This is a genomic window from Paenibacillus sp. FSL K6-0108 (genome assembly GCF_045040695.1).
Classification (GTDB): Bacteria; Bacillota; Bacilli; order Paenibacillales; family Paenibacillaceae; genus Paenibacillus; species Paenibacillus pabuli_B.
Genome location: NZ_CP150288.1, coordinates 2290864 through 2309988, shown reverse-complemented (window position 1 = coordinate 2309988; position 19125 = coordinate 2290864). Strand labels below are relative to the sequence as shown.

Sequence of the window (19125 nt, the reverse complement as noted above, 5' to 3'; positions counted from 1 at the left end):
TAAGAAAGGACGGACATACTGTCTAAATTGTATTCCTATGCCGTATAGGCTGATGTACAATGATTGTATACAGAAATATTCTGAGATGAATATGGAGACCTAGCCAATGGGAGAGCACATTAATTCTTATATAACACTTGTAACCACTTCAGCGGTGCTGAATGTTTTTCTATGTTTATATACGTATTTTAGAAGATCTGAAATCCCCAGTTCTAAAATATTCATTCTCTATACCGCAGCTCTGTCCGTGTACACTTTCGGATACGCGATTGAACTCGCCAGCAATACTCTGGAGCAAATGAAATTTTGGACGGTCGTAGAATACATCGGAATGCCTTTCTCTGCCCCTCTTGGGCTGATGCTCATGATGCAATATACGGGTAAAAGGTTATCCAAAAAAACTTCTGCGGCGCTGTTTGTGATCCCTTCCATTACCTTGTTCATGGTGGCAACAAATGATTTTCATCATCTTTTCTATAAAAAAGTATGGCTAAGAGAAAACAGTTCCTTCCCCCTAATGGATATTGCCATAGGGCAATGGTACGTCGTTCATGGCGCATTCGCCTTTGCCTGTCTATTATGCGCCTGTCTTATTCTCATCGGACAATGGCGACATACCAAAAAGATGTATCGTCGGCAGCTGCTCACACTAATCACTTCACAGATTATTCCGATGGTGGCAGCTTTTGTGTATTTGCTTGGCTTGACCCCAGGTGGTCTGGACCCTGTTCCGGTTCTTATGTGCGTTACATCCGCAATGTATATATGGGCGATTCTATCTTCCCGTTTGCTTACCATCGTGCCAATTGCCAAGGACAGTATCTTTGAGAGCATGCGCGAAGGCGTTATCGTGCTGGATAGTTCCAATCGTCTCGTCGACTACAACAAGTCTCTGCGTGAAATGCTGCCAGAGCTTGATCTCAGCATGGTAGGCAAATATCTGAACGATATTTGGCTTTCGCTTGCCGGGGAGACGTTTCCAGTAGAATATGGCCGAGAAGGTCTGCAAACGGATCTATACTGGCAATTGAACGGTGAGACTGTCTGTTATCAGGTCAGAACCTCCTATGTCCATAACAAAGAAGGACAGGCCGTAGGTACATTGATTATGCTGATTGATATTACAGAACAACGTTTCCTGCAAGAACAATTAAAGCAACTGGCTTATTTCGATGGACTTACCAAAATTTATAACCGTACACAATTCCTGCACAGAGGTCGGGAGATATTGAGCAATGCCCAACTCAACCTTCAGCCTGCAACCTTTATATTATTTGACATTGATCATTTCAAACGCATTAATGACACTTATGGACATGACGTTGGTGATCAGGCCATCATTCATGTGGTCTCTGTATGTAATCGTTATCTGAGCCAGGAGATGTTATTTGCACGTTATGGAGGAGAGGAGTTTGTTATTGCAGTTCCCAATGCATCCCTCCAAGATGGTGAGCAGCTCGCCGAGAAGTTACGCGTGGCTTTGCTGAATGACCCTCTAGAGATACAGGGTGCTCGTATTCCATTGACTTCAAGCTTTGGGGTGGCGCAATATAATGGGGTGGCCGATTCTCTGGAATCTTTGCTGCGTGATGCCGATACGGCACTATATGAGTCTAAGCGTAACGGTCGTAACACCGTATTTGCTCACGCTGTAAGCCTGGGTTAACCAGATATAGGGTATAACAACGTGAGCCCATATGTACCGTTAATTCCACACGATATGCCATGCTGGCTGTCATATATTATCCCGAACTTATATTATCCCAAACTGAAGGAACAAAAAATAGACAGCCTCTGGGCTGTCTATTTCAATACGGTTCAAGCCTAAATCTCTTATTAAGCTTGTCCCAGCGTCCGAGGTGCAAACGCTTTAAGTTACACTCGCAAATAAAGCTCGTTCGCATTTGTTCTTAGATAACCTGATTATTCACCATCAGATACACCATAATGAGCAGGAACACAGCCAGCAGTGTACTGAACATACGAATCTTGCTCTGTTCTGCACTCACGTCACGATTGCTTTTCACAGCCTCTGCTGCCATCCGTAGCGGTTTACCCATTATGCCGCCGATTGCCGCAATAGCCAGCAGCAGAACAACTACCACACCCATCCACAGATAGGAATACTCACCCTTGGTCATCAAATAACCACCCGTAAGAAGCTGAATCACGAGTCCATACTGTGCAATACGATTCAATGAACGGAGCGATGCAAATGCTCCTTCTTGAGCAGCAACGCTCAAGGTACGGATTTTACCAACCACAAATGGCAAAATCAGATAGAACCCCATCGCCAGTGCCCCAATAATATGAAGCAAATACATAATCATTGTCAAAATGTCCATCCTCCTCAGAAATTTCAGTCAGTGTGCTATACATCACATCTCATTATACTGGGGAACTTATCCAAAGAAAAGAAAACCTCCGGAAACTCCGGAGGTTTTCTGTCTGTTTCTGTCAAAAAGTTTTCAAACTTACAGGTTCACGACTGAAATGACGTTGCGAACTGAATCCGCAGATTTGTCGAGTCCCGCTTTTTCTTCAGCTGTCAGTTCCAGTTCGAATATTTTTTCAATCCCGTTACCCCCCAGAATGGTTGGCACACCAAGGAACAAGTCGTTGTAGCCATATTCTCCTTCGAGGTAGGCAATAACCGGAATGATTCGTTTTTTGTCTTTCAAAATGGCTTCAGTCATTTGCACCAATGAAGCTGCAGGTGCATAGTATGCGCTGCCGTTTCCGAGCAAATTTACGATCTCACCGCCACCAACACGTGTGCGTTGTACGATCGATTCGATGCGTTCTGCCGGGATGAGGGTATCGATTGGAATACCACCAACGCTGGAATAACGAACGAGTGGTACCATATCATCTCCGTGGCCGCCGAGGACGAATCCACGGACATCCTCAACAGATACATTCAGTTCTTGCGCGATGAATGTACAATAACGCGCAGTATCCAGGACACCGGATTGACCGATTACACGGTTTTTAGGGAAACCAAGCGTCTGATAAGCTGCATAAGTCATCGCATCTACCGGGTTACTTAGAATAATGACGATCGAATCAGGGCAATATTTTTTCACATTTTCACAAACGGACTTTACGATTCCTGCATTCGTGTTGACCAGATCATCACGACTCATTCCCGGTTTGCGGGCAATGCCTGCCGTAATAATAACAATCTCCGAACCTGCAGCATCCTCGTAATTGGAAGTACCAACGATATTGCTGTCGAAGCCCTGAACAGGACTCGCTTCCATCATATCGAGTGCTTTACCTTTAGTCGGGTTTTCCAATTGTGGAATATCAACCAGAATAACATCCCCGAGTTCTTTTTGGGCAAGCATCAAAGCCGTTGTAGCTCCGGTAAATCCGGCGCCGACTACTGTGATTTTTTTGCGCTGAATAGTCACGATTCACATCTCCCCTTACAGGTTTTTAATGATTTGATCAGCAAATTCAGAACATTTCACTTCAGTAGCGCCGTCCATCAGACGAGCAAAGTCATAAGTAACTGTTTTGTTGTTGATGGATGTTTCCATACCTTTGTAGATCAGGTTAGCCGCTTCTTGCCATCCCAGGTGCTCAAGCAGCATAACGCCGGACAGAATAACGGAACCAGGGTTCACAACGTCTTTGTCAGCATATTTAGGTGCAGTACCGTGAGTAGCTTCGAAGATAGCATGTCCAGTTACATAGTTGATGTTCGCTCCTGGAGCGATACCAATTCCGCCAACTTGTGCAGCCAGTGCATCGGACAGGTAGTCACCGTTCAGGTTCAACGTTGCGATGACATCGAACTCACCTGGGCGAGTCAATACTTGTTGGAGAGCGATATCGGCAATCGCATCTTTCACGATGATTTTGCCAGCATCTTCAGCAGCTTTTTGAGCTGCATTTGCTGCATCTGTGCCGTCTTTTTCCTTGATGATATCGTATTGTGCCCAAGTGAACACTTTGTCGCCGAACTCATCTTCAGCTACTTCGTAACCCCAGTTTTTGAAGGCACCTTCGGTAAATTTCATGATATTGCCTTTGTGTACCAACGTAACACTCTTACGGTTGTGATCGATCGCATATTGCACTGCTGCGCGTACCAAACGTTTCGAACCTTCAGAGGATACAGGTTTAATACCAATACCGGATGTCTCAGGGAAACGAATTTTGTTAACACCCATCTCCTGTTGCAGGAATTGGATTACTTTTTTCACTTCTTCGGAACCTTCTGCGTATTCAATACCTGCATAGATATCTTCCGTATTCTCACGGAAAATGACCATGTCTACCAGTTCAGGACGTTTAACCGGGGAAGGCACTCCGTCGAAATAGCGTACAGGACGCAGGCAAGTGTACAGGTCAAGTTCTTGACGCAAAGCTACGTTCAGGGAACGAATTCCGCCGCCGATTGGTGTAGTCAGTGGTCCTTTAATCGCTACGATATACTCGCGAATGGCTTCAAGCGTATCGTTTGGCAGCCACTCCCCGTATGTATTGAATGCTTTCTCGCCAGCAAACACTTCATACCATGCGATTTTTTTGCTGCCGTCGTATGCTTTTTCAACAGCTGCATCCAATACACGTTTGGAAGCTTTCCAGATGTCACGGCCTGTACCGTCACCTTCGATAAATGGAATGATCGGGTTATTAGGTACTTGCAGTGTACCGTTATCAATTTGAATTTTTTCGCCTTCAGTTGGGTGAGCAAATTTTTCTAATTTCATTAGTATAATTCCTCCTTGGGTTTCGATGCAGTATGATAACACACCGCTTGTCTTATTGGAGGAAGGGTTATGAACTTGCTGCTCGTTTTAGCCAACAGGTTACATCCCTTCACCCCGTCCTGTTTATTATACTGGTTTTGATGCCATTAGCGAAGTTCGATTGAAACGTACTTCTGATCTGTTGGGCCTGTGTACTCGGCACGCGGACGAATAATGCGGTTATCCGCAAGCTGTTCCAGAATGTGAGCAGTCCAACCTGATACACGGCTAATCGCAAAGATCGGTGTAAACAGTACTTCTTCAATACCCAATTGGGTATATACGGAAGCGGAATAGAAGTCTACATTTGGTTTCAGACCTTTTTGACCTGTCACCAGTTCTTCGATCTTCACCGACATTTCATACAGGCGTGTATCGTTGTTCATTTCGCCCAGTTCCTTGGACATCTTTTGCAGATGTTTCGCACGTGGATCTCCATTTTTGTATACACGGTGTCCAAAGCCCATGATCTTCTCACGGTTGTTCAATTTTTCTTGAATAGCCGCCTCCAGACGATCAGGTGTACCAATTTCATTCAGCATTTTCATAACGGCTTCGTTCGCACCGCCATGCAATGGCCCCTTCAGTGCGCCAATCGCAGAAGTTACTCCCGAATAGATATCGGAAAGCGTAGCAACGGTTACACGTGCTGCAAATGTAGAAGCGTTCAACTCGTGATCCGCATGCAGGACAAGCGCCTGATCAAGGGCTTTAACAGCGGTCTCGGCTGGTTGTTCTCCAGTCATCATATATAAAAAGTTTTCTGCGATGGAAGCGCCTTCTTTTGGAGCCACAGGTTCTTTACCCTGACGGATACGGGCTATGGCTGCCACAATGGTTGGCAACTGCGCTTGCAGCTTAACCGCTTTATTTTCATTCGCTTCCGCTGTCATCTCGTCAGCCTGCTCATCGTAGAGAGCCAGTGCGGATACCGCAGAACGCAGTGCTGCCATGGTACTCATGTTTTTCGGATACAATTGGATTTGTGCAATCAACTCGCTCGGAATCGGCGCGTAATCGCTCAGGCTTTTGCGAAGGGATTTCAGTTCATCCGTAGTTGGCAATTTACCAAACCACAGCAAATAGGCAACTTCTTCAAAGCTTGCATGTTGAGCCAGATCGTCAATATTGTAACCACGGTATGTAAGCACACCGTCTACAATGGAGCTGATCGAAGAGGTTGTTGCAACGATGCCTTCCAGACCTTTGGTAGCTGTCATATTACATCTCTCCTTTAATAAACGAAATCAAGAACCCATCCGGAGTGTCATCTACGTGCTCAAACGCACTCGTCCTTCTTTTGTAACCATTTACATTTTAAAATTAATAAATACCTCATTCTCCGGTTTTCATATCTGTCAATCGGTATTTCCTTATATCATCATACTGGATTTTGTCGTTTATGTGAACATGATGCGAGGTCATCCGCACATCAAACTTCTTTATCAGACCGATAAAGCATTTTTGAAAACCTTTACAAAAGCAAGGTTGACATTTTATTCTTTTTATATAAATCCATGTTATAAATCAAGTTTCTATTGCTATATTTTGTGAATATAAGGCATACTCTAGGCAAAAGAAAAGATATAATTCGACGACATCCTAGCGTTTCAAATTACTGTATTTGCTCTATATTAACTAGATAGCCTCCTGTGCTTCTTTGGTGGGTAGCTTGAAATGGAATAAGGAGAGTTGATGCTTGGATAGAATTATAATGAAACGTCTATTGCGCGGCTTATGGGTGATTATTGCGACCATACTTATTGCCGTTGCCATATACTTGTTATTCCCGTTGTTATATCCTTTTGTCATTGCCTGGATTATCGCCTATGCGATGAACCCTCTGGTTAAGCTGCTTCAATACAGGGCACGATTTCCTCGTTGGCTGGCTGTAACCTTGTCCCTAATCATATATTTCGGTGCCATTGTCGTTGTATTGTCCGCTGCGATCACCCGCATGGTAAAAGAAGTCATTTCACTAACGACGAGCTTCGATCTTCATGTCGATGAGATTAAGGCTACGTTTGTCCGCTGGACCCAGAATGACACCATTCAGAGTTTAATTGGGCAAATCAACGAATTTTACAAAGAGAATCCAAACTATCAGGAAACCATTAACAGCAATATTAGCAAAACAACCGAAACGGTAGGTACAGCAGTAACGGATCTGGTCACCGGATTTTTCAACATGATCCTGAACCTGCTCACTTCTCTACCCAATATGGGAGCCGTATTAATCGTAGTCCTGCTGTCAACTTTCTTTATTAGCAAAAGTTGGACCAGGCACAGCATTACTGTATCGGGCTGGGTGCCCTCATCCATTCGCAAACCGATTACCGACATATGGAATGATTTGAAAAAGGCACTGTTCGGTTATGCACGAGCCCAGTTGATCATGATCTCCATCACCGCATTATTTGTCATGATCGGATTGCTTGTCCTCCAGGTCAAGTCTGCCTTCACGATTGCTTTGCTCATCGGTCTGGTGGATCTGCTCCCTTACCTCGGCGTTGGCCTGGTGATGGTTCCATGGGCGGCATACCTACTTATGAATGGAGACCTGTACTTGGGAATAGGTATCAGTGTTGTTTATCTCATTGTGCTGATTGCCCGCCAAATCATTGAGCCCAAAGTGCTTGCCAGCAGTGTCGGATTGGACCCTCTCGCCACATTGGTTGGCATGTTTGTTGGATTGAAGCTGTTCGGGGTACTCGGTTTGATTATCGGCCCTGTCAGCCTCGTGATTCTTGATGCATTCAATCGGGCAAACGTGTTCCGTGATCTCCGAACATACATTATTAACGGACGTGTTCGCTGATATCATGATTTCTGTTTTCTGTCACCCACATATCATCAAGATCAAAAAAGGCACCGCTCATCAGACTAATCTGGTGGTCGGCGCCTTTTTAACTGACTCTGGTATCCCCTATTGTTTCGGACCACGATAAAACTTAATACTTCCGTTTCTCATTTTTTTCTCCAGCCAGCCCAGGAAGAATAGACGGTACACTGAACGTGTTATTGGAAACAACAGTGTAAACCCGATTAGATCTGTGACAAATCCCGGAATCAGCAGCAGAAAACCACCGACAAAAATAAAAAGTCCATCTACCATTTTTCTACCGGGCACCTTACCGCGCTCCATCTCGGATTTGGCATCGATAAGTACTTTTCGTCCTTCAAATTGCAACATGGCTATACCGATCAAGGACGTGAGAATCATGAGAAGCAATGTCTTTCCGGCGCCAATCCAGTCACTCACAAGAATGAAACCAAACAGTTCAATCACCGGAATGATTAATAGCAGGGCCCACATCCATCTTCGCATTTACGTATTACCCCTTTCCTGAAAGCCACACTTTCTCAAGCGCGCTGTAGAGCTCAGAAGCTGCCTTATCCAGCCTGACTGGCTTCCAATCCCCATTGACCCATACATGTTGGGTAGATCCTGTAACCAATCGTTCACCAGGAAGGGACTCCGCTGAGGACCATACTCTTTGCCCAATACCTATCTGCTCATTAAGGTCTGGAGTCATGCGCCTTATGTCATACTCATAATTCAGTCGCAGACCACTAAATGCAGCAATACGGGTGAAAATAATGATATCATCATCATACCGGGCAGGTTTATGATATTTCACATCCAGTCCGGTTACCGGAAGCAGTAACCCCTGTTCCTCCATTTTACGATATGTATACCCCATTTGGCGAATCATCTCGGTTCGACCGATTTCAAACCAATTCAAATAGTTGGCGTGATAAACCACACCCATCTGATCACTTTCTTGATAACGGACGCGAAGGCGTGCCGTGTACCAACTGCCATTGCTTTGTTGTTGCATATAACGGCCTCCTTCGATATACCATTCCTTACGTATCCAGCGGCGTTAAAGTGTCATAAAGATGGAAAAAAGCAACGGGACGCAAACGCCCCATTGCTTCATTCCTGCTGCTTTTCATCCCAAACTCAATTATGCGTTGTTTGGAATTTGGCTTACTTTGATCAGGTTAGTGGAACCGGAACGACCCAAAGGTACACCCGCTGTAATAACAACAAGATCTCCTTCTTTAACGAGTCCGGATTTCACGCCGCCTTCGATTGCATTTTCAAACAAAGCGTCAGTGGAATCAACAAGTCTTCCTTTGACTGGTGTTACACCCCAAGCTAGTGCAAGACGACGGGAAGTTCTGTCTTCCGTTGTCACTGCGATGATTGGAGATTCTGGACGATATTTAGAAATCATCCGTGCTGTATGACCGGACTCAGTCGAAGTTATGATCGCTTTAGCGTTCAGATCTTGAGCTGACAGGGCAACAGATTGGCTGATTGCTTCAGTAACTGTTGTTTGTTGAGCAACACGTTGTTTCAGATACAGCTCTTGGTAAGGCAGAGCGGATTCTGCTTTTTCGGCAATACGGGACATGGTCAGAACGGATTCAACCGGGTATTTACCCGCAGCTGTTTCACCAGACAACATGATTGCATCTGTACCATCAAAGATCGCATTGGCCACGTCACTTGCTTCCGCACGTGTTGGACGCGGGTTGCGTTGCATGGAATCCAACATTTGTGTAGCTGTGATAACTGGTTTGCCTGCTACGTTACATTTTTCGATCATACGTTTTTGTACCAGTGGTACTTCTTCCGCAGGAATCTCTACACCCAGATCTCCACGAGCAACCATCAAGCCATCAGACACTTCAAGGATTTCATCCAGGTTGTCCACACCTTGTTGGTTCTCAATTTTGGAGATGATTTGGATATGTCCAGCATTGTGTTTTTCAAGCAATTCACGAATTTCAAGAACGTCGCTCGCTTTACGTACAAAAGAAGCCGCGATGAAATCGACACCTTGTTCGATACCAAATACGATATCGTTAGCATCTTTTTCAGTAATACCCGGCAGAGAAATGGCAACGCCCGGAACGTTAACACCTTTTTTGCTTTTGATCGTACCGCCGTTAACGATACGGCATTTGATTTCGGTCCCTTGTACTTCCACCACAGTCAGTCCGATCAGACCGTCGTCGATCAGAATTGTAGATCCCGGTTCAACATCACTCGGAAGATCTGCATACGTAATGGAAAGACGTTCTTTGGTGCCCAGAATTTCTTCTGTTGTCAAAGTGATGTACTCGTCTTGAACCAGTTCGATCGGCTCCACTTCGAGTTTACCTGTCCGAATTTCCGGTCCTTTGGTGTCCAGCAAGATCGCTACTGTCTTGTTCAGCTCTTCGCATGCTTGGCGAATTGCTGTGATCCGTCCGCCGTGCTCATCGAAATCACCGTGGGAGAAGTTCAAACGGGCCACGTTCATACCGGCCATAATCAATTTTTTGGTATTCTCCAATGATTCACTGGATGGACCAATCGTACATACAATCTTTGTTTTGCGCATTTTGGGTTTCCTCCGATTTTAAAGGTCTATCTTTTTATCTCTTTTTCTTTTTCCAACTATTAAATTTACTATACTTTTGCTCATTTGTATAGGAAATTCATCACATCATTCCGCATTTCCCGACAAATTACCTGCTGTATCGACTTCAACAGGCACTTGAGGAGTTTCAAGTGGAGTTTCAATCTGCACTTCAGGTTCAAACGTGACTGATCCAATTTTGCGGAATTTCTCATACCGATCCTGCTTCAATTGGTCACCGCTCCAGCCTTTCATATCATCTAGATGACGAACCAAAGCCTTGCTGATTGCAGCCGCGGATTCTTCATAGTCCCGATGAGCGCCTCCGCGCGGCTCAGGAATTATTTCTTCAATGACTTCCATCTCCAGAAGGTCTTTGGCTGTTATTTTCATCGCTTCGGCCGCTTGATCTGCCTTGGATGCATCTTTCCAAAGAATGGATGCGGCACCGTTCGGAGAGATCGCAGAGTAAATGGCATGCTCCAGCATCAACACACGATTCCCGACTGCCAAAGCAAGGGCCCCGCCGCTTCCGCCTTCACCAATGACCACTACAATAACAGGAACCGAGAGCTTCGCCATTTCCAGAAGGTTTCGGGCAATAGCTTCCGATTGACCTCTCTCTTCAGCAGTATTACCCGGATACGCACCTTTAGTATCAATAAAAGTAATAATTGGGCGACCAAATTTATTTGCTTGCTTCATCAGACGCAGCCCTTTCCGGAAACCTTCCGGATGTGCGCTCCCAAAAAAACGGGCGATGTTATCCTTCGTATCTTTCCCCCGCTGTTGGCCAATGACCGTCACTGTTTTTCCATTCAACTTCGCCAGTCCACCAATAACCGCCAGATCGTCTCCGAACATGCGATCTCCGTGCAACTCAATGAAATCAGTAAATATCAACTGTATCAAATCCAGTGCTGTCGGACGCTGCTGATGCCTCGCCAGATGCATTTTCTGTGCGGCCGTTATGCCGGAATAAATCTCTTCTTCGAGTCTATGATAACGTTCTTCCAGGCGGGCAATTTCGTCGGTAAAGTCAATGCCTTTTTCCTGTCCAAACTGTACGAGCTCTTCAATCTTTTTGCGCATCTCAACCAGAGGCGCTTCATATGGCAACTCACCCGCCATTTAGACCCCTCCTTTTTCACTATGCATGTCTAGAAGCTTGCCAAGGGTGGCTCGAAGTTCTTTCCGATGGACCACCATGTCCAGCTGGCCGTGCTGCAGATTAAATTCTGCTGTCTGGAAATCATCAGGCAGTTTCTGACGGATCGTCTGCTCAATGACGATTCTGCCGGCAAAACCAAATACAGCTCCTGGCTCGGCGATAATGATATCACCAAGGCTCGCAAAACTGGCCGAAACTCCGCCTGTCGTCGGATCGGTGATGACCGAAATATACAACCCGCCCTGTTCATCCAAACGTGACAACGCAGCGCTTGTTTTAGCCATTTGCATAAGGCTAAGAATACTCTCTTGCATCCGGGCTCCCCCGGATGTTGAGAAAATGATCAAAGGCAAACGTTTCTCTGTTGCATGCTCAATCGCACGGGTAATTTTCTCCCCTACAACCGAACCCATACTGCCCGTGAAGAAGTCGAAGCTCATGACAGCAACAACCACAGGCAGACCTTCTATAGTTCCCTCACCCGTAATAACAGCTTCCTTCAGGCCTGACTTCAGACGCTGTTGTTCCAGTTTGTTGCTATATCCAGGGAAATCCAGCGGATCAACTGATATCATATCAGCGTCATACTCTACGAACCCTTGCTCATCTAGAATCATGGCAATCCGTTCCATAGCATTCAAACGCATATGGTAGCCGCAAGCCGGACATACTTTCAAGTTTTTTTCCAATTCCTTGCTATATTGAATCGTGCCGCATTTGCTGCACTTGTTCATAAGCCCTTCAGGTATTTCACGTTTTGGACGTTCTCCAGCTTCCTGACCTTCGCCACGAAGCGTACGCTCGGAAGGTATGGTGGCGTACTTCCGTTTTTTCTGGAATATATCTTTGAACACAACTACACCTCTCCAGCTGTTGATTTGATGGCCGCAACCTGCAGTCCGTTGCATGTAGCAACTTCATCCACGTGCTGCGGTAAACCGCTTACGACCCATACGCTGCCATGGGCCTTGTCCAGCATTCACAACAAAAAAATCCGCCGGTATAAGGCAAGGATCAGCGGCTTCTGTCAGCACGATTGATGTTACCTGCAATAACCGAAAGATTGTTGCGCTGATGATTAAATCTGTCTTGGTAGGGTCTCTGGGAGCAATCTGGTCGGTCCTTGTCCTAACAAAAAAAGAAGGAAGGACAGCAGCATACAATACATGCAAGTCGATTCCTCTTTCCGCTTCCGCGGTCAGTCCCTTATGTACCATTGGTACTTCTACATCTGCCAAGGCACGTCTGATATCGAATGAATCAGGAATGCAAGATCGAATTCAGCACTTCCTGAACCTCTTCCAATTCCCCTGAAGGGACGCGAATTTCAAATTGCTGCTTGGATAAACTGATGGGACGGGTCTGTACCAGAAAACCTTCTTCCGAAAGCTTGGTCTTAATCTTGTCCGCAACCTTTGCTGTCGGTGCAATGTAAATCACCGTCCACATGCCATGTCCGCCCCCTAAGCTAATGTTCAGAGCCCGTATATTGGACTAATGATAACATACCTCACTTTTTTTCTGCAAGGAAGGGTTCGGGACCTTTGGGGAGAAAACAGGAACTAGAGGGACATTTGTCCCGCGAGGATAACCAATATGGTTGATGCAATGTTCCTAGGACTCTCCTTTTTCAAAAAGCAATTTCAGGCCCTCTAGGGCAGCAATAGCCGCCCGGAATGACCTTCAAATGAAATAATAAAAGACAGCAATTGAACGAAAACACAAATAAAGGAATTCAGATGTCCGATGGATATTTCTTGGCTTTAATATTTTTGTGAGCTATTCGGGCGGAGGCAGCTGCGGCGAGTCCGGCAACCAGGTCGTCCAGAAAAACATGGATAGCTGGTCCTGCTTCGTTGAGATCATGAATAACACCAATCTTTTCTTTATCCAGATAACCAAAACTGGTTAAACCGATCATACCATACACATGGGTAATACCAAGAGCAAGAGTCTCGTCCACTCCATACAGGGATTCATCCGCCTCCATAATTGCCTGCAAGGGTTGCGGCAAAAGACGTTTTTCAGCAAGTTCGTCGAGGGCTATACCTGTGTACAGCGTGTATTGCACCTCACGTTTCTGAAGTACCGATTTTACACTCGTGACACAGTCATCCATAGTCAGTTCCGGGTGGTACCCTTTTTGCAGACGATATACAATTTCCGCGATTGCATCAATCTGTACACCCCGCCGGGCAAGCATGGCTTCTACGATTTCATATGACATATCTCGACCTCCCGCATCGCTCCCCGAGGACCCCCAGGTCCTTCGGTGTTCTCAAGTGTATGCGGCAAACTCGTAAAATGTTCATAAAAAATGCAGAATGTGCATTCGCTGTGGCAGTCTGCTTATCCTATAAATTATGTAAAAAGATTCACATGTTATATGCTTGCCTGCGTTGAATATCTCCTTCGCATGCATACCTGATGGAATTGATCAAATAAATACAAAAAACCTGCTCGGCAGTTGGCCGAACAGGTTTCACCATTGGGAATAAATCACGGCTGATAGCCTATTATTATTTTACTTTGACCGTGCCTTCACCCAGCATCTTCTCCATTTCGGAGAACAAAGCGGGCGAAGGTTTAATCCGGTAGGCATCACTCAAGGCGAGCAGCTTCTGCTGCTGTTCGTAGAAGAGAACCGTCGGAACCGGACCCGAATGCTGCTGAAGCAATTGTTTCAGTCGGGCCAGAAGCTCTGGATTCTCCGCCTGCGGAGTGATCTTCACAAACACTCGCTGCTCCACCACTCGCGGCCCACGACTCTGCTCCGTGCCGCCAGCGGCCTCAGCGGCCCGACGAGCCACGGAAGCGGCCTCTTTAGCATCGGCCGCTCCAGGTCCACCCCCAGCGCTGTGCGCCGCTGCCGGGCCCTGGCTTCCGCTGCTGCGCGCAGCTCCAGCATTCACACCTGCGCTGCTGCGCTGCGCTCCGGCGCCCGCGCCAGCCGCCTGCCGCAGAGCGGCCGGGCGCGAAGCACTGCCGCTGCCGGGCTTACCGCGCCGTTCGCGGCTGCGCAGCTGCTGTTCCAGTGCCGCCGGTGACAGCGGCGCCACTTCCTCAGCCAGCAGCTTAAACCCTTCGTCCTGCTGCTGCACCTTGGCACGCACGACGAGCAGTTCACCTTTCCCGACATGCTGCTGGCTGCGCCGCCATACTTCGGGAAAGAGAACCACTTCACAGCGTTCGATCTGGTCTTCCAGCTCCATGAACGCCATCGCCTTGCCCTGTTTCGTCGTAATCGACTTCACAGACACAACCATTCCGGCTGCGACGGCCATCGTATCGTCAGCCGCTTCCGTCAGCTCCATAATACGATCTGCGCCGCTGGATTCAAGCACATCTTCGTAGTCATCCAATGGGTGACCAGAGAGATACAAACCTAAAAGCTCACGCTCCAGTTCCAACTGCTGACTCCCGGAATAAGGCGGGATTTCAGGATATTCAATCTCCCAGTTTGGCGTCTCGACAAAATCAAACAATTGTATTTGCAGATCCTCGCGTTCCTTCCGCCATTTCAGAGCTGCTTCCACGGTTTCATCCAGCATCGCCAGTAATTGGGCACGGTGTCCAGGCAATGTGTCAAAGGCTCCCGCTTGAATAAGCGATTCAATCACACGTTTGTTGCATACACGCAAATCGACACGTCGACAAAAATCGAGCAAACTGTCGAACGGTCTTTCCTGACGTACAATCATGATACTCTCCATCGCCTGGGTACCTACATTTTTCACCGCAGCCAGACCAAACCGTATCGCCCCGGCTGCTTTACCTGCATCCGAATTCTGATTCGGCGATTCTTCTTGCGCGTGCACAGTAGACGATCCACGTGGCTCAACTTGCGAGGACTCCTCTTCCCCAATCCTACTCAGACGTTCTACTGTAGAAACATTCACTACGTCCGAATGAATCCGATCCTCGGACTGCTCTGGCACAGCTGTCATTGCCTGCCACTCATATGCACCAGCATCTTCGTCCGGCACGGGACCCGGGTCATCCGGCAGAGGCGCTTCACCGTACTCCGCTTGTCCCGAATAACGATTTTCATCATGTACGGCATATCCCGTTGCAGGACCTCCTGTTCCGTCCTCGCCATGCTCTCTCCCTGAACGTTGGGTTTCAGCAGCTTGTCCAGCCCTGCTGCTGGATGATACAGGTACAGGTGTAAACAGAATGCCGCTCTCATTCACATCGGGTGGAAGTACTTCAATATCCATGCGTCGGCATTCCACAACGTACTCGGCCACTTTACGGTGACTGCCCATTACAGCCGTTAACATCGAGGCCATAAAATGAATGGGATAATGTGCCTTCAGATAAGCCGTCTGAAAAGCCAGCACGCCATACGCTGCGGCATGGGCGCGCGGGAAACCGTAGTTGGCAAACTTGACGATCATGTCATAGACCAGGTCTGCCTCCGCTTCGCTGTACCCTTGCTTCAGACTGCCCTGAACAAAATGCCCACGTTCGAGATCCAGTACCTCCCGTTTCTTCTTGGAAACCGCTCTGCGGAGCAAATCCGCTTCACCGAGGGAGAATCCGGCCATCCGAGAAGCAATCTGCATGATTTGTTCCTGATATACAATGATGCCATACGTATCCTTAAGGATGGATTCCAAATCCGCATGGGGGTAATCGACTTCGATCTGACCATGTTTGCCCTGAATGTATTTGGAAATGAACTCCATCGGACCTGGACGATACAAGGCCAGTACGGAAATAATATCTTCAAATACACTTGGCTTAAGCTCCTTCAGGACACGGCGTACCCCTGCAGATTCAAGCTGGAAGATACCCATGGTATCGCCTCGACCAAGCATCTCATACGTGAGTGCATCGTCGTCCGGAATATGACGGAAATCCGGAATTTCGCCATTTTCCCCAATCCAGCGCAGACAGCGTTCAATTATCGAAAGGGTACGCAGGCCGAGGAAGTCCATTTTGAGCAGTCCAATAGACTCTAGGTTTTCCATGGAATATTGTGTTAAGGCCGTTCCCTCGCTTCCCTCCTGAAGCGGAACAGCATCCGTTAGCGGATCACGGGAGATAACAACCCCTGCGGCATGGGTGGAAGCATGGCGTGGCATGCCTTCCACTTTCATCGCCATATCGAGCAATTCACGTGTTTTGGGCTTGGTCTCATACAGAGCCTTCAGTTCAGGTGTGGCTTCCATTGCCCGCTGGATGTTAATACCAAGCTGTGCAGGGATCAGCTTCGCTGCCTTGTCCACCTCGCCGTAAGGCACATTCAGTGCACGTCCGACGTCCCGAACGGCTGCACGGGCAGCCATCGTACCAAAGGTAATGATTTGGGCGACATGGGCTTTGCCGTATTTTTTCGCAACATATTCAATAACTTCGTCCCGACGTTCATCGCTGAAGTCGATATCTATATCTGGCATGGAGATACGTTCCGGATTCAAAAACCGCTCGAAGAGCAGGTTATACTTCATGGGATCAACGTCTGTAATACGCAGGGTATAGGCAACCAGACTACCTGCCGAGGAGCCACGACCCGGTCCGGTGACAATTCCCTGCTGATGAGAATAAGCGATAAAATCCCATACGATCAGGAAATAATCCGAGAATCCCATACTGTCTATAACCCGGAGCTCGTAATCCAGCCGCTGTTCAAGTTCGGCTTTGAGCTCCGGGTTCGTCCAACGCGATGATTCAGAATAGCGTACTTCCATTCCCTCTTCGCACAACTGACGCAGATAGGCAGAAGGACCTTTCCCTTCTGGAAGGGGTCTGTACTCCGGCAAAATCGATTTTCCGAATTCCAGCTGCAACTCGCAAGACTCCGCAATGCGAACCGTATTCTCTAATGCCTGGGGCACATGGGGGAACAAACGCGCCATCTCTTGTTCACTTTTGAGATAAAGCTGATTGGTTCCGATTCGCAGCCGATTCTCGTCATCTACCGTTTTCCCTGTTCCGATGCAGATCAACACATCCTGAAGCTCGGCGTCCTCTTCTGAAAGATAGTGTGCATCATTGGTCGCCACTAGTGGAATATCCAGCTCTGCTGCAAGACGAATCAGCTGAGGGTTTACTCTTTTTTGCTCAGATAACCCGTGATCCTGCAGTTCCAGATAGAAATCGGGACCAAAAATATGTTTGTAACGCAGCGCCGCACGCTTTGCCTCTTCCTCGCGTCCATGCAGCAGATGCTGGGGAACCTCGCCTCCCAGACAAGCACTTAAACAGATGATCCCTTCGTGATGGGCGGCCAGACTCTCCATATCAATACGCGGTTTGTAATGGAAGCCTTCCAAATGACCAATGGAGCATAGTTTCATCAGATTTTGATAACCCGTCATATTTTTGGCTAGTAAAATCAGATGATGGATCGGCTGATCTTTGCGGCTTCCCCGCTCTTTGCGAGACCCGGCAGTCATATAAGCCTCACAACCTATGATCGGCTTAATTCCCCGCTCGACGCATGCTTTATAGAAAGGAATAGCACCATACATTACACCGTGGTCGGTCAATGCCAGCGTAGTCATTCCGAGATCCGCGGCCTTATTCACGAGATCCGGTATACGCGCAGCGCCGTCCAGCAAACTATATTCACTGTGAACGTGCAAATGCACAAAAGAACTCATGTTTTTTTCTTCCTTTCGCCAAGGACAGTCGCAGCTCCCGTCTTGAGACAGTTGCTGCACAATCTTCTTCTATCCGTATTTTACGCCCTTCGGTTCAGACCGAAGGGCGCTTTCTGTATTCATTTAAAATGCTGTTATGGATAAATGAATGAAATGTAAGAATTCTTCCTAATGAAGAGTGCTTTATTATTCTATTTTATCATAACGTTCGGGGGCACGCCCATAGAATAGAAGTACAAGCCGCTCCCCCTGTTACGGACCAAAGACAGGAGGTGTGCTGCTGGGTCTGAAAGGGGTGTTGCCGGATGAGCACATTTTTGTCCAAAGCCATTCTTGATTTCTTCATTGCGTTTGGGATCGTGCTGGGCGGCGCGATGATTGGAGGTATAGGAGCAGTGGTCTCTCTCCAGCCTCCAACACAGACGATGCTTGATGTCGCTGGGAAAATTAAAATTTGGGCGCTCGCAGCGGCCGTTGGCGGTACAATCGATCCGATGCGGGTGATTGAAAGCAACGTGCTGGATGGCAACCTGTCTCCGGCAGTCAAACAAATTTTGTATTTGATATCCGCATTCATGGGCGCCCACATGGGTACCGAACTGGTGAAATGGGTATGCGGTGGAGGACGGGGTTAGCATGACTCCAGGACAGCGCCCATGAGAATCCCGCCATTTTCACGTTACCGCCCGCTTATGCGCATGACTGCTGTCTTTGTTCTGGGAATGATCGCCGGTTGTGTCGTGTACAACGGTGTATTTCACTTGAGTTACAACGAGTTGTGGCTCAACAATCAGGAGTTGCAGCTTCAGCTGCATCAGAATGAGGAGGATATTAAAACGCTGAAAAAATACAGTAAACGCCAAACCGTCATCAAAGAAATCAAGGTCCGTGCTGAAGATTCTGACAAAGGTCCGGACGAGGCATCCTTGAAAGTAATGCTGCAGAAGCTGGGGGATGAACTTGAGGTTCTCCGGGGTCGTGACGTCTTTAACATTGACGAGTACAGCAAAATGACCCGGATCATGCTGAACCAAAAAGTGTACACGGTCAGGGAAAAGGAGTATTCCGTGCAGGTGAAAACGATGCTGGTGATGGAAGGTGTGCTGCAAGTTTGGGTACAGATTCGGTTGCACGTTCCAGCTTAAAAATGGATGACAGCCCTT

General features: G+C 47.3%; 17 protein-coding genes. 4 read left to right on the top strand and 13 right to left on the bottom strand.

Annotation, left to right across the window (positions count from 1 at the left end; genetic code table 11):
• Window positions 1–106: 106 nt before the first annotated feature.
• Window positions 107–1666, top strand: a complete 1560-nt coding sequence (locus tag MHB49_RS10740; protein WP_405156104.1) for a histidine kinase N-terminal 7TM domain-containing protein — start codon at window positions 107–109, stop codon at window positions 1664–1666.
• Between the two features lie 244 nt (window positions 1667–1910).
• Here the strand turns inward: MHB49_RS10740 and MHB49_RS10735 are convergent, their stop codons facing one another.
• From MHB49_RS10735 to citZ, 4 genes are all read right to left on the bottom strand, one after another.
• Window positions 1911–2336: a hypothetical protein gene (locus tag MHB49_RS10735; RefSeq protein WP_405156103.1), complete on the bottom strand. Its 426-nt coding sequence runs from the start codon at window positions 2334–2336 to the stop codon at window positions 1911–1913.
• 138 nt (window positions 2337–2474) lie between these two features.
• Window positions 2475–3416 (bottom strand): malate dehydrogenase, encoded by a 942-nt coding sequence (mdh, locus tag MHB49_RS10730; protein WP_247901816.1) that lies wholly within the window; start codon window positions 3414–3416, stop codon window positions 2475–2477.
• 15 nt (window positions 3417–3431) lie between these two features.
• The gene (gene icd / locus MHB49_RS10725) at window positions 3432–4724 is read right to left on the bottom strand and encodes an NADP-dependent isocitrate dehydrogenase (RefSeq protein ID WP_247901815.1); all 1293 of its coding nucleotides are present in this window, start codon (window positions 4722–4724) and stop codon (window positions 3432–3434) included.
• A 146-nt stretch (window positions 4725–4870) separates the two neighbouring features.
• Window positions 4871–5983: a citrate synthase gene (gene citZ, locus MHB49_RS10720; RefSeq protein WP_247901814.1), complete on the bottom strand. Its 1113-nt coding sequence runs from the start codon at window positions 5981–5983 to the stop codon at window positions 4871–4873.
• A 479-nt stretch (window positions 5984–6462) separates the two neighbouring features.
• Between citZ and ytvI the strand changes: the two genes are divergently transcribed.
• The gene (gene ytvI, locus MHB49_RS10715) at window positions 6463–7581 is read left to right on the top strand and encodes a sporulation integral membrane protein YtvI (protein ID WP_405156102.1); all 1119 of its coding nucleotides are present in this window, start codon (window positions 6463–6465) and stop codon (window positions 7579–7581) included.
• Window positions 7582–7689: 108 nt separating this feature from the next.
• Here ytvI and MHB49_RS10710 read toward each other — a convergent pair whose 3' ends face one another.
• From MHB49_RS10710 to MHB49_RS10670, 9 genes are all read right to left on the bottom strand, one after another.
• Window positions 7690–8091: an FxsA family protein gene (locus tag MHB49_RS10710; protein ID WP_405156101.1), complete on the bottom strand. Its 402-nt coding sequence runs from the start codon at window positions 8089–8091 to the stop codon at window positions 7690–7692.
• A 7-nt stretch (window positions 8092–8098) separates the two neighbouring features.
• Window positions 8099–8605: an acyl-CoA thioesterase gene (locus MHB49_RS10705; RefSeq protein ID WP_405156100.1), complete on the bottom strand. Its 507-nt coding sequence runs from the start codon at window positions 8603–8605 to the stop codon at window positions 8099–8101.
• Window positions 8606–8734: 129 nt separating this feature from the next.
• Window positions 8735–10162 carry a pyruvate kinase gene (gene pyk / locus MHB49_RS10700; protein ID WP_063568089.1) on the bottom strand — a complete coding sequence of 476 codons (1428 nt, stop codon included), beginning with the start codon at window positions 10160–10162 and terminating at the stop codon, window positions 8735–8737.
• A gap of 105 nt (window positions 10163–10267) precedes the next feature.
• Window positions 10268–11311 carry an acetyl-CoA carboxylase carboxyltransferase subunit alpha gene (locus tag MHB49_RS10695; RefSeq protein WP_405156099.1) on the bottom strand — a complete coding sequence of 348 codons (1044 nt, stop codon included), beginning with the start codon at window positions 11309–11311 and terminating at the stop codon, window positions 10268–10270.
• Window positions 11312–12205, bottom strand: coding sequence for an acetyl-CoA carboxylase, carboxyltransferase subunit beta (gene accD / locus MHB49_RS10690; protein WP_247903097.1), 894 nt, complete (start codon window positions 12203–12205; stop codon window positions 11312–11314).
• A 63-nt stretch (window positions 12206–12268) separates the two neighbouring features.
• Window positions 12269–12589, bottom strand: a complete 321-nt coding sequence (locus MHB49_RS10685) for a hypothetical protein (RefSeq protein ID WP_247901809.1) — start codon at window positions 12587–12589, stop codon at window positions 12269–12271.
• 22 nt (window positions 12590–12611) lie between these two features.
• Window positions 12612–12800 carry a hypothetical protein gene (locus MHB49_RS10680; RefSeq protein WP_017689496.1) on the bottom strand — a complete coding sequence of 63 codons (189 nt, stop codon included), beginning with the start codon at window positions 12798–12800 and terminating at the stop codon, window positions 12612–12614.
• A 286-nt stretch (window positions 12801–13086) separates the two neighbouring features.
• Window positions 13087–13578, bottom strand: a complete 492-nt coding sequence (locus MHB49_RS10675) for a phosphatidylglycerophosphatase A (RefSeq protein ID WP_024629130.1) — start codon at window positions 13576–13578, stop codon at window positions 13087–13089.
• A 292-nt stretch (window positions 13579–13870) separates the two neighbouring features.
• Window positions 13871–17962 carry a DNA polymerase III subunit alpha gene (locus tag MHB49_RS10670; protein ID WP_405156098.1) on the bottom strand — a complete coding sequence of 1364 codons (4092 nt, stop codon included), beginning with the start codon at window positions 17960–17962 and terminating at the stop codon, window positions 13871–13873.
• 305 nt (window positions 17963–18267) lie between these two features.
• Between MHB49_RS10670 and MHB49_RS10665 the strand changes: the two genes are divergently transcribed.
• Both MHB49_RS10665 and MHB49_RS10660 read left to right on the top strand, forming a co-directional pair.
• Window positions 18268–18597 (top strand): YtrH family sporulation protein, encoded by a 330-nt coding sequence (locus MHB49_RS10665; RefSeq protein WP_024629128.1) that lies wholly within the window; start codon window positions 18268–18270, stop codon window positions 18595–18597.
• 21 nt (window positions 18598–18618) lie between these two features.
• Window positions 18619–19107: a hypothetical protein gene (locus tag MHB49_RS10660; protein ID WP_405156097.1), complete on the top strand. Its 489-nt coding sequence runs from the start codon at window positions 18619–18621 to the stop codon at window positions 19105–19107.
• Window positions 19108–19125: the final 18 nt, after the last annotated feature.

Coding starts and splice junctions, on each gene's coding strand:
- MHB49_RS10740 (WP_405156104.1), top strand. CDS start 107: ATGGGAGAGCACATTAATTCTTATATAACACTTGTAACCACTTCAGCG.
- icd (WP_247901815.1), bottom strand. CDS start 4,724: ATGAAATTAGAAAAATTTGCTCACCCAACTGAAGGCGAAAAAATTCAA.
- citZ (WP_247901814.1), bottom strand. CDS start 5,983: ATGACAGCTACCAAAGGTCTGGAAGGCATCGTTGCAACAACCTCTTCG.
- MHB49_RS10710 (WP_405156101.1), bottom strand. CDS start 8,091: ATGCGAAGATGGATGTGGGCCCTGCTATTAATCATTCCGGTGATTGAA.
- MHB49_RS10705 (WP_405156100.1), bottom strand. CDS start 8,605: ATGCAACAACAAAGCAATGGCAGTTGGTACACGGCACGCCTTCGCGTC.
- pyk (WP_063568089.1), bottom strand. CDS start 10,162: ATGCGCAAAACAAAGATTGTATGTACGATTGGTCCATCCAGTGAATCA.
- MHB49_RS10695 (WP_405156099.1), bottom strand. CDS start 11,311: ATGGCGGGTGAGTTGCCATATGAAGCGCCTCTGGTTGAGATGCGCAAA.
- MHB49_RS10680 (WP_017689496.1), bottom strand. CDS start 12,800: ATGTGGACGGTGATTTACATTGCACCGACAGCAAAGGTTGCGGACAAG.
- MHB49_RS10675 (WP_024629130.1), bottom strand. CDS start 13,578: ATGTCATATGAAATCGTAGAAGCCATGCTTGCCCGGCGGGGTGTACAG.
- MHB49_RS10670 (WP_405156098.1), bottom strand. CDS start 17,962: ATGAGTTCTTTTGTGCATTTGCACGTTCACAGTGAATATAGTTTGCTG.
- MHB49_RS10665 (WP_024629128.1), top strand. CDS start 18,268: ATGAGCACATTTTTGTCCAAAGCCATTCTTGATTTCTTCATTGCGTTT.
- MHB49_RS10660 (WP_405156097.1), top strand. CDS start 18,619: ATGAGAATCCCGCCATTTTCACGTTACCGCCCGCTTATGCGCATGACT.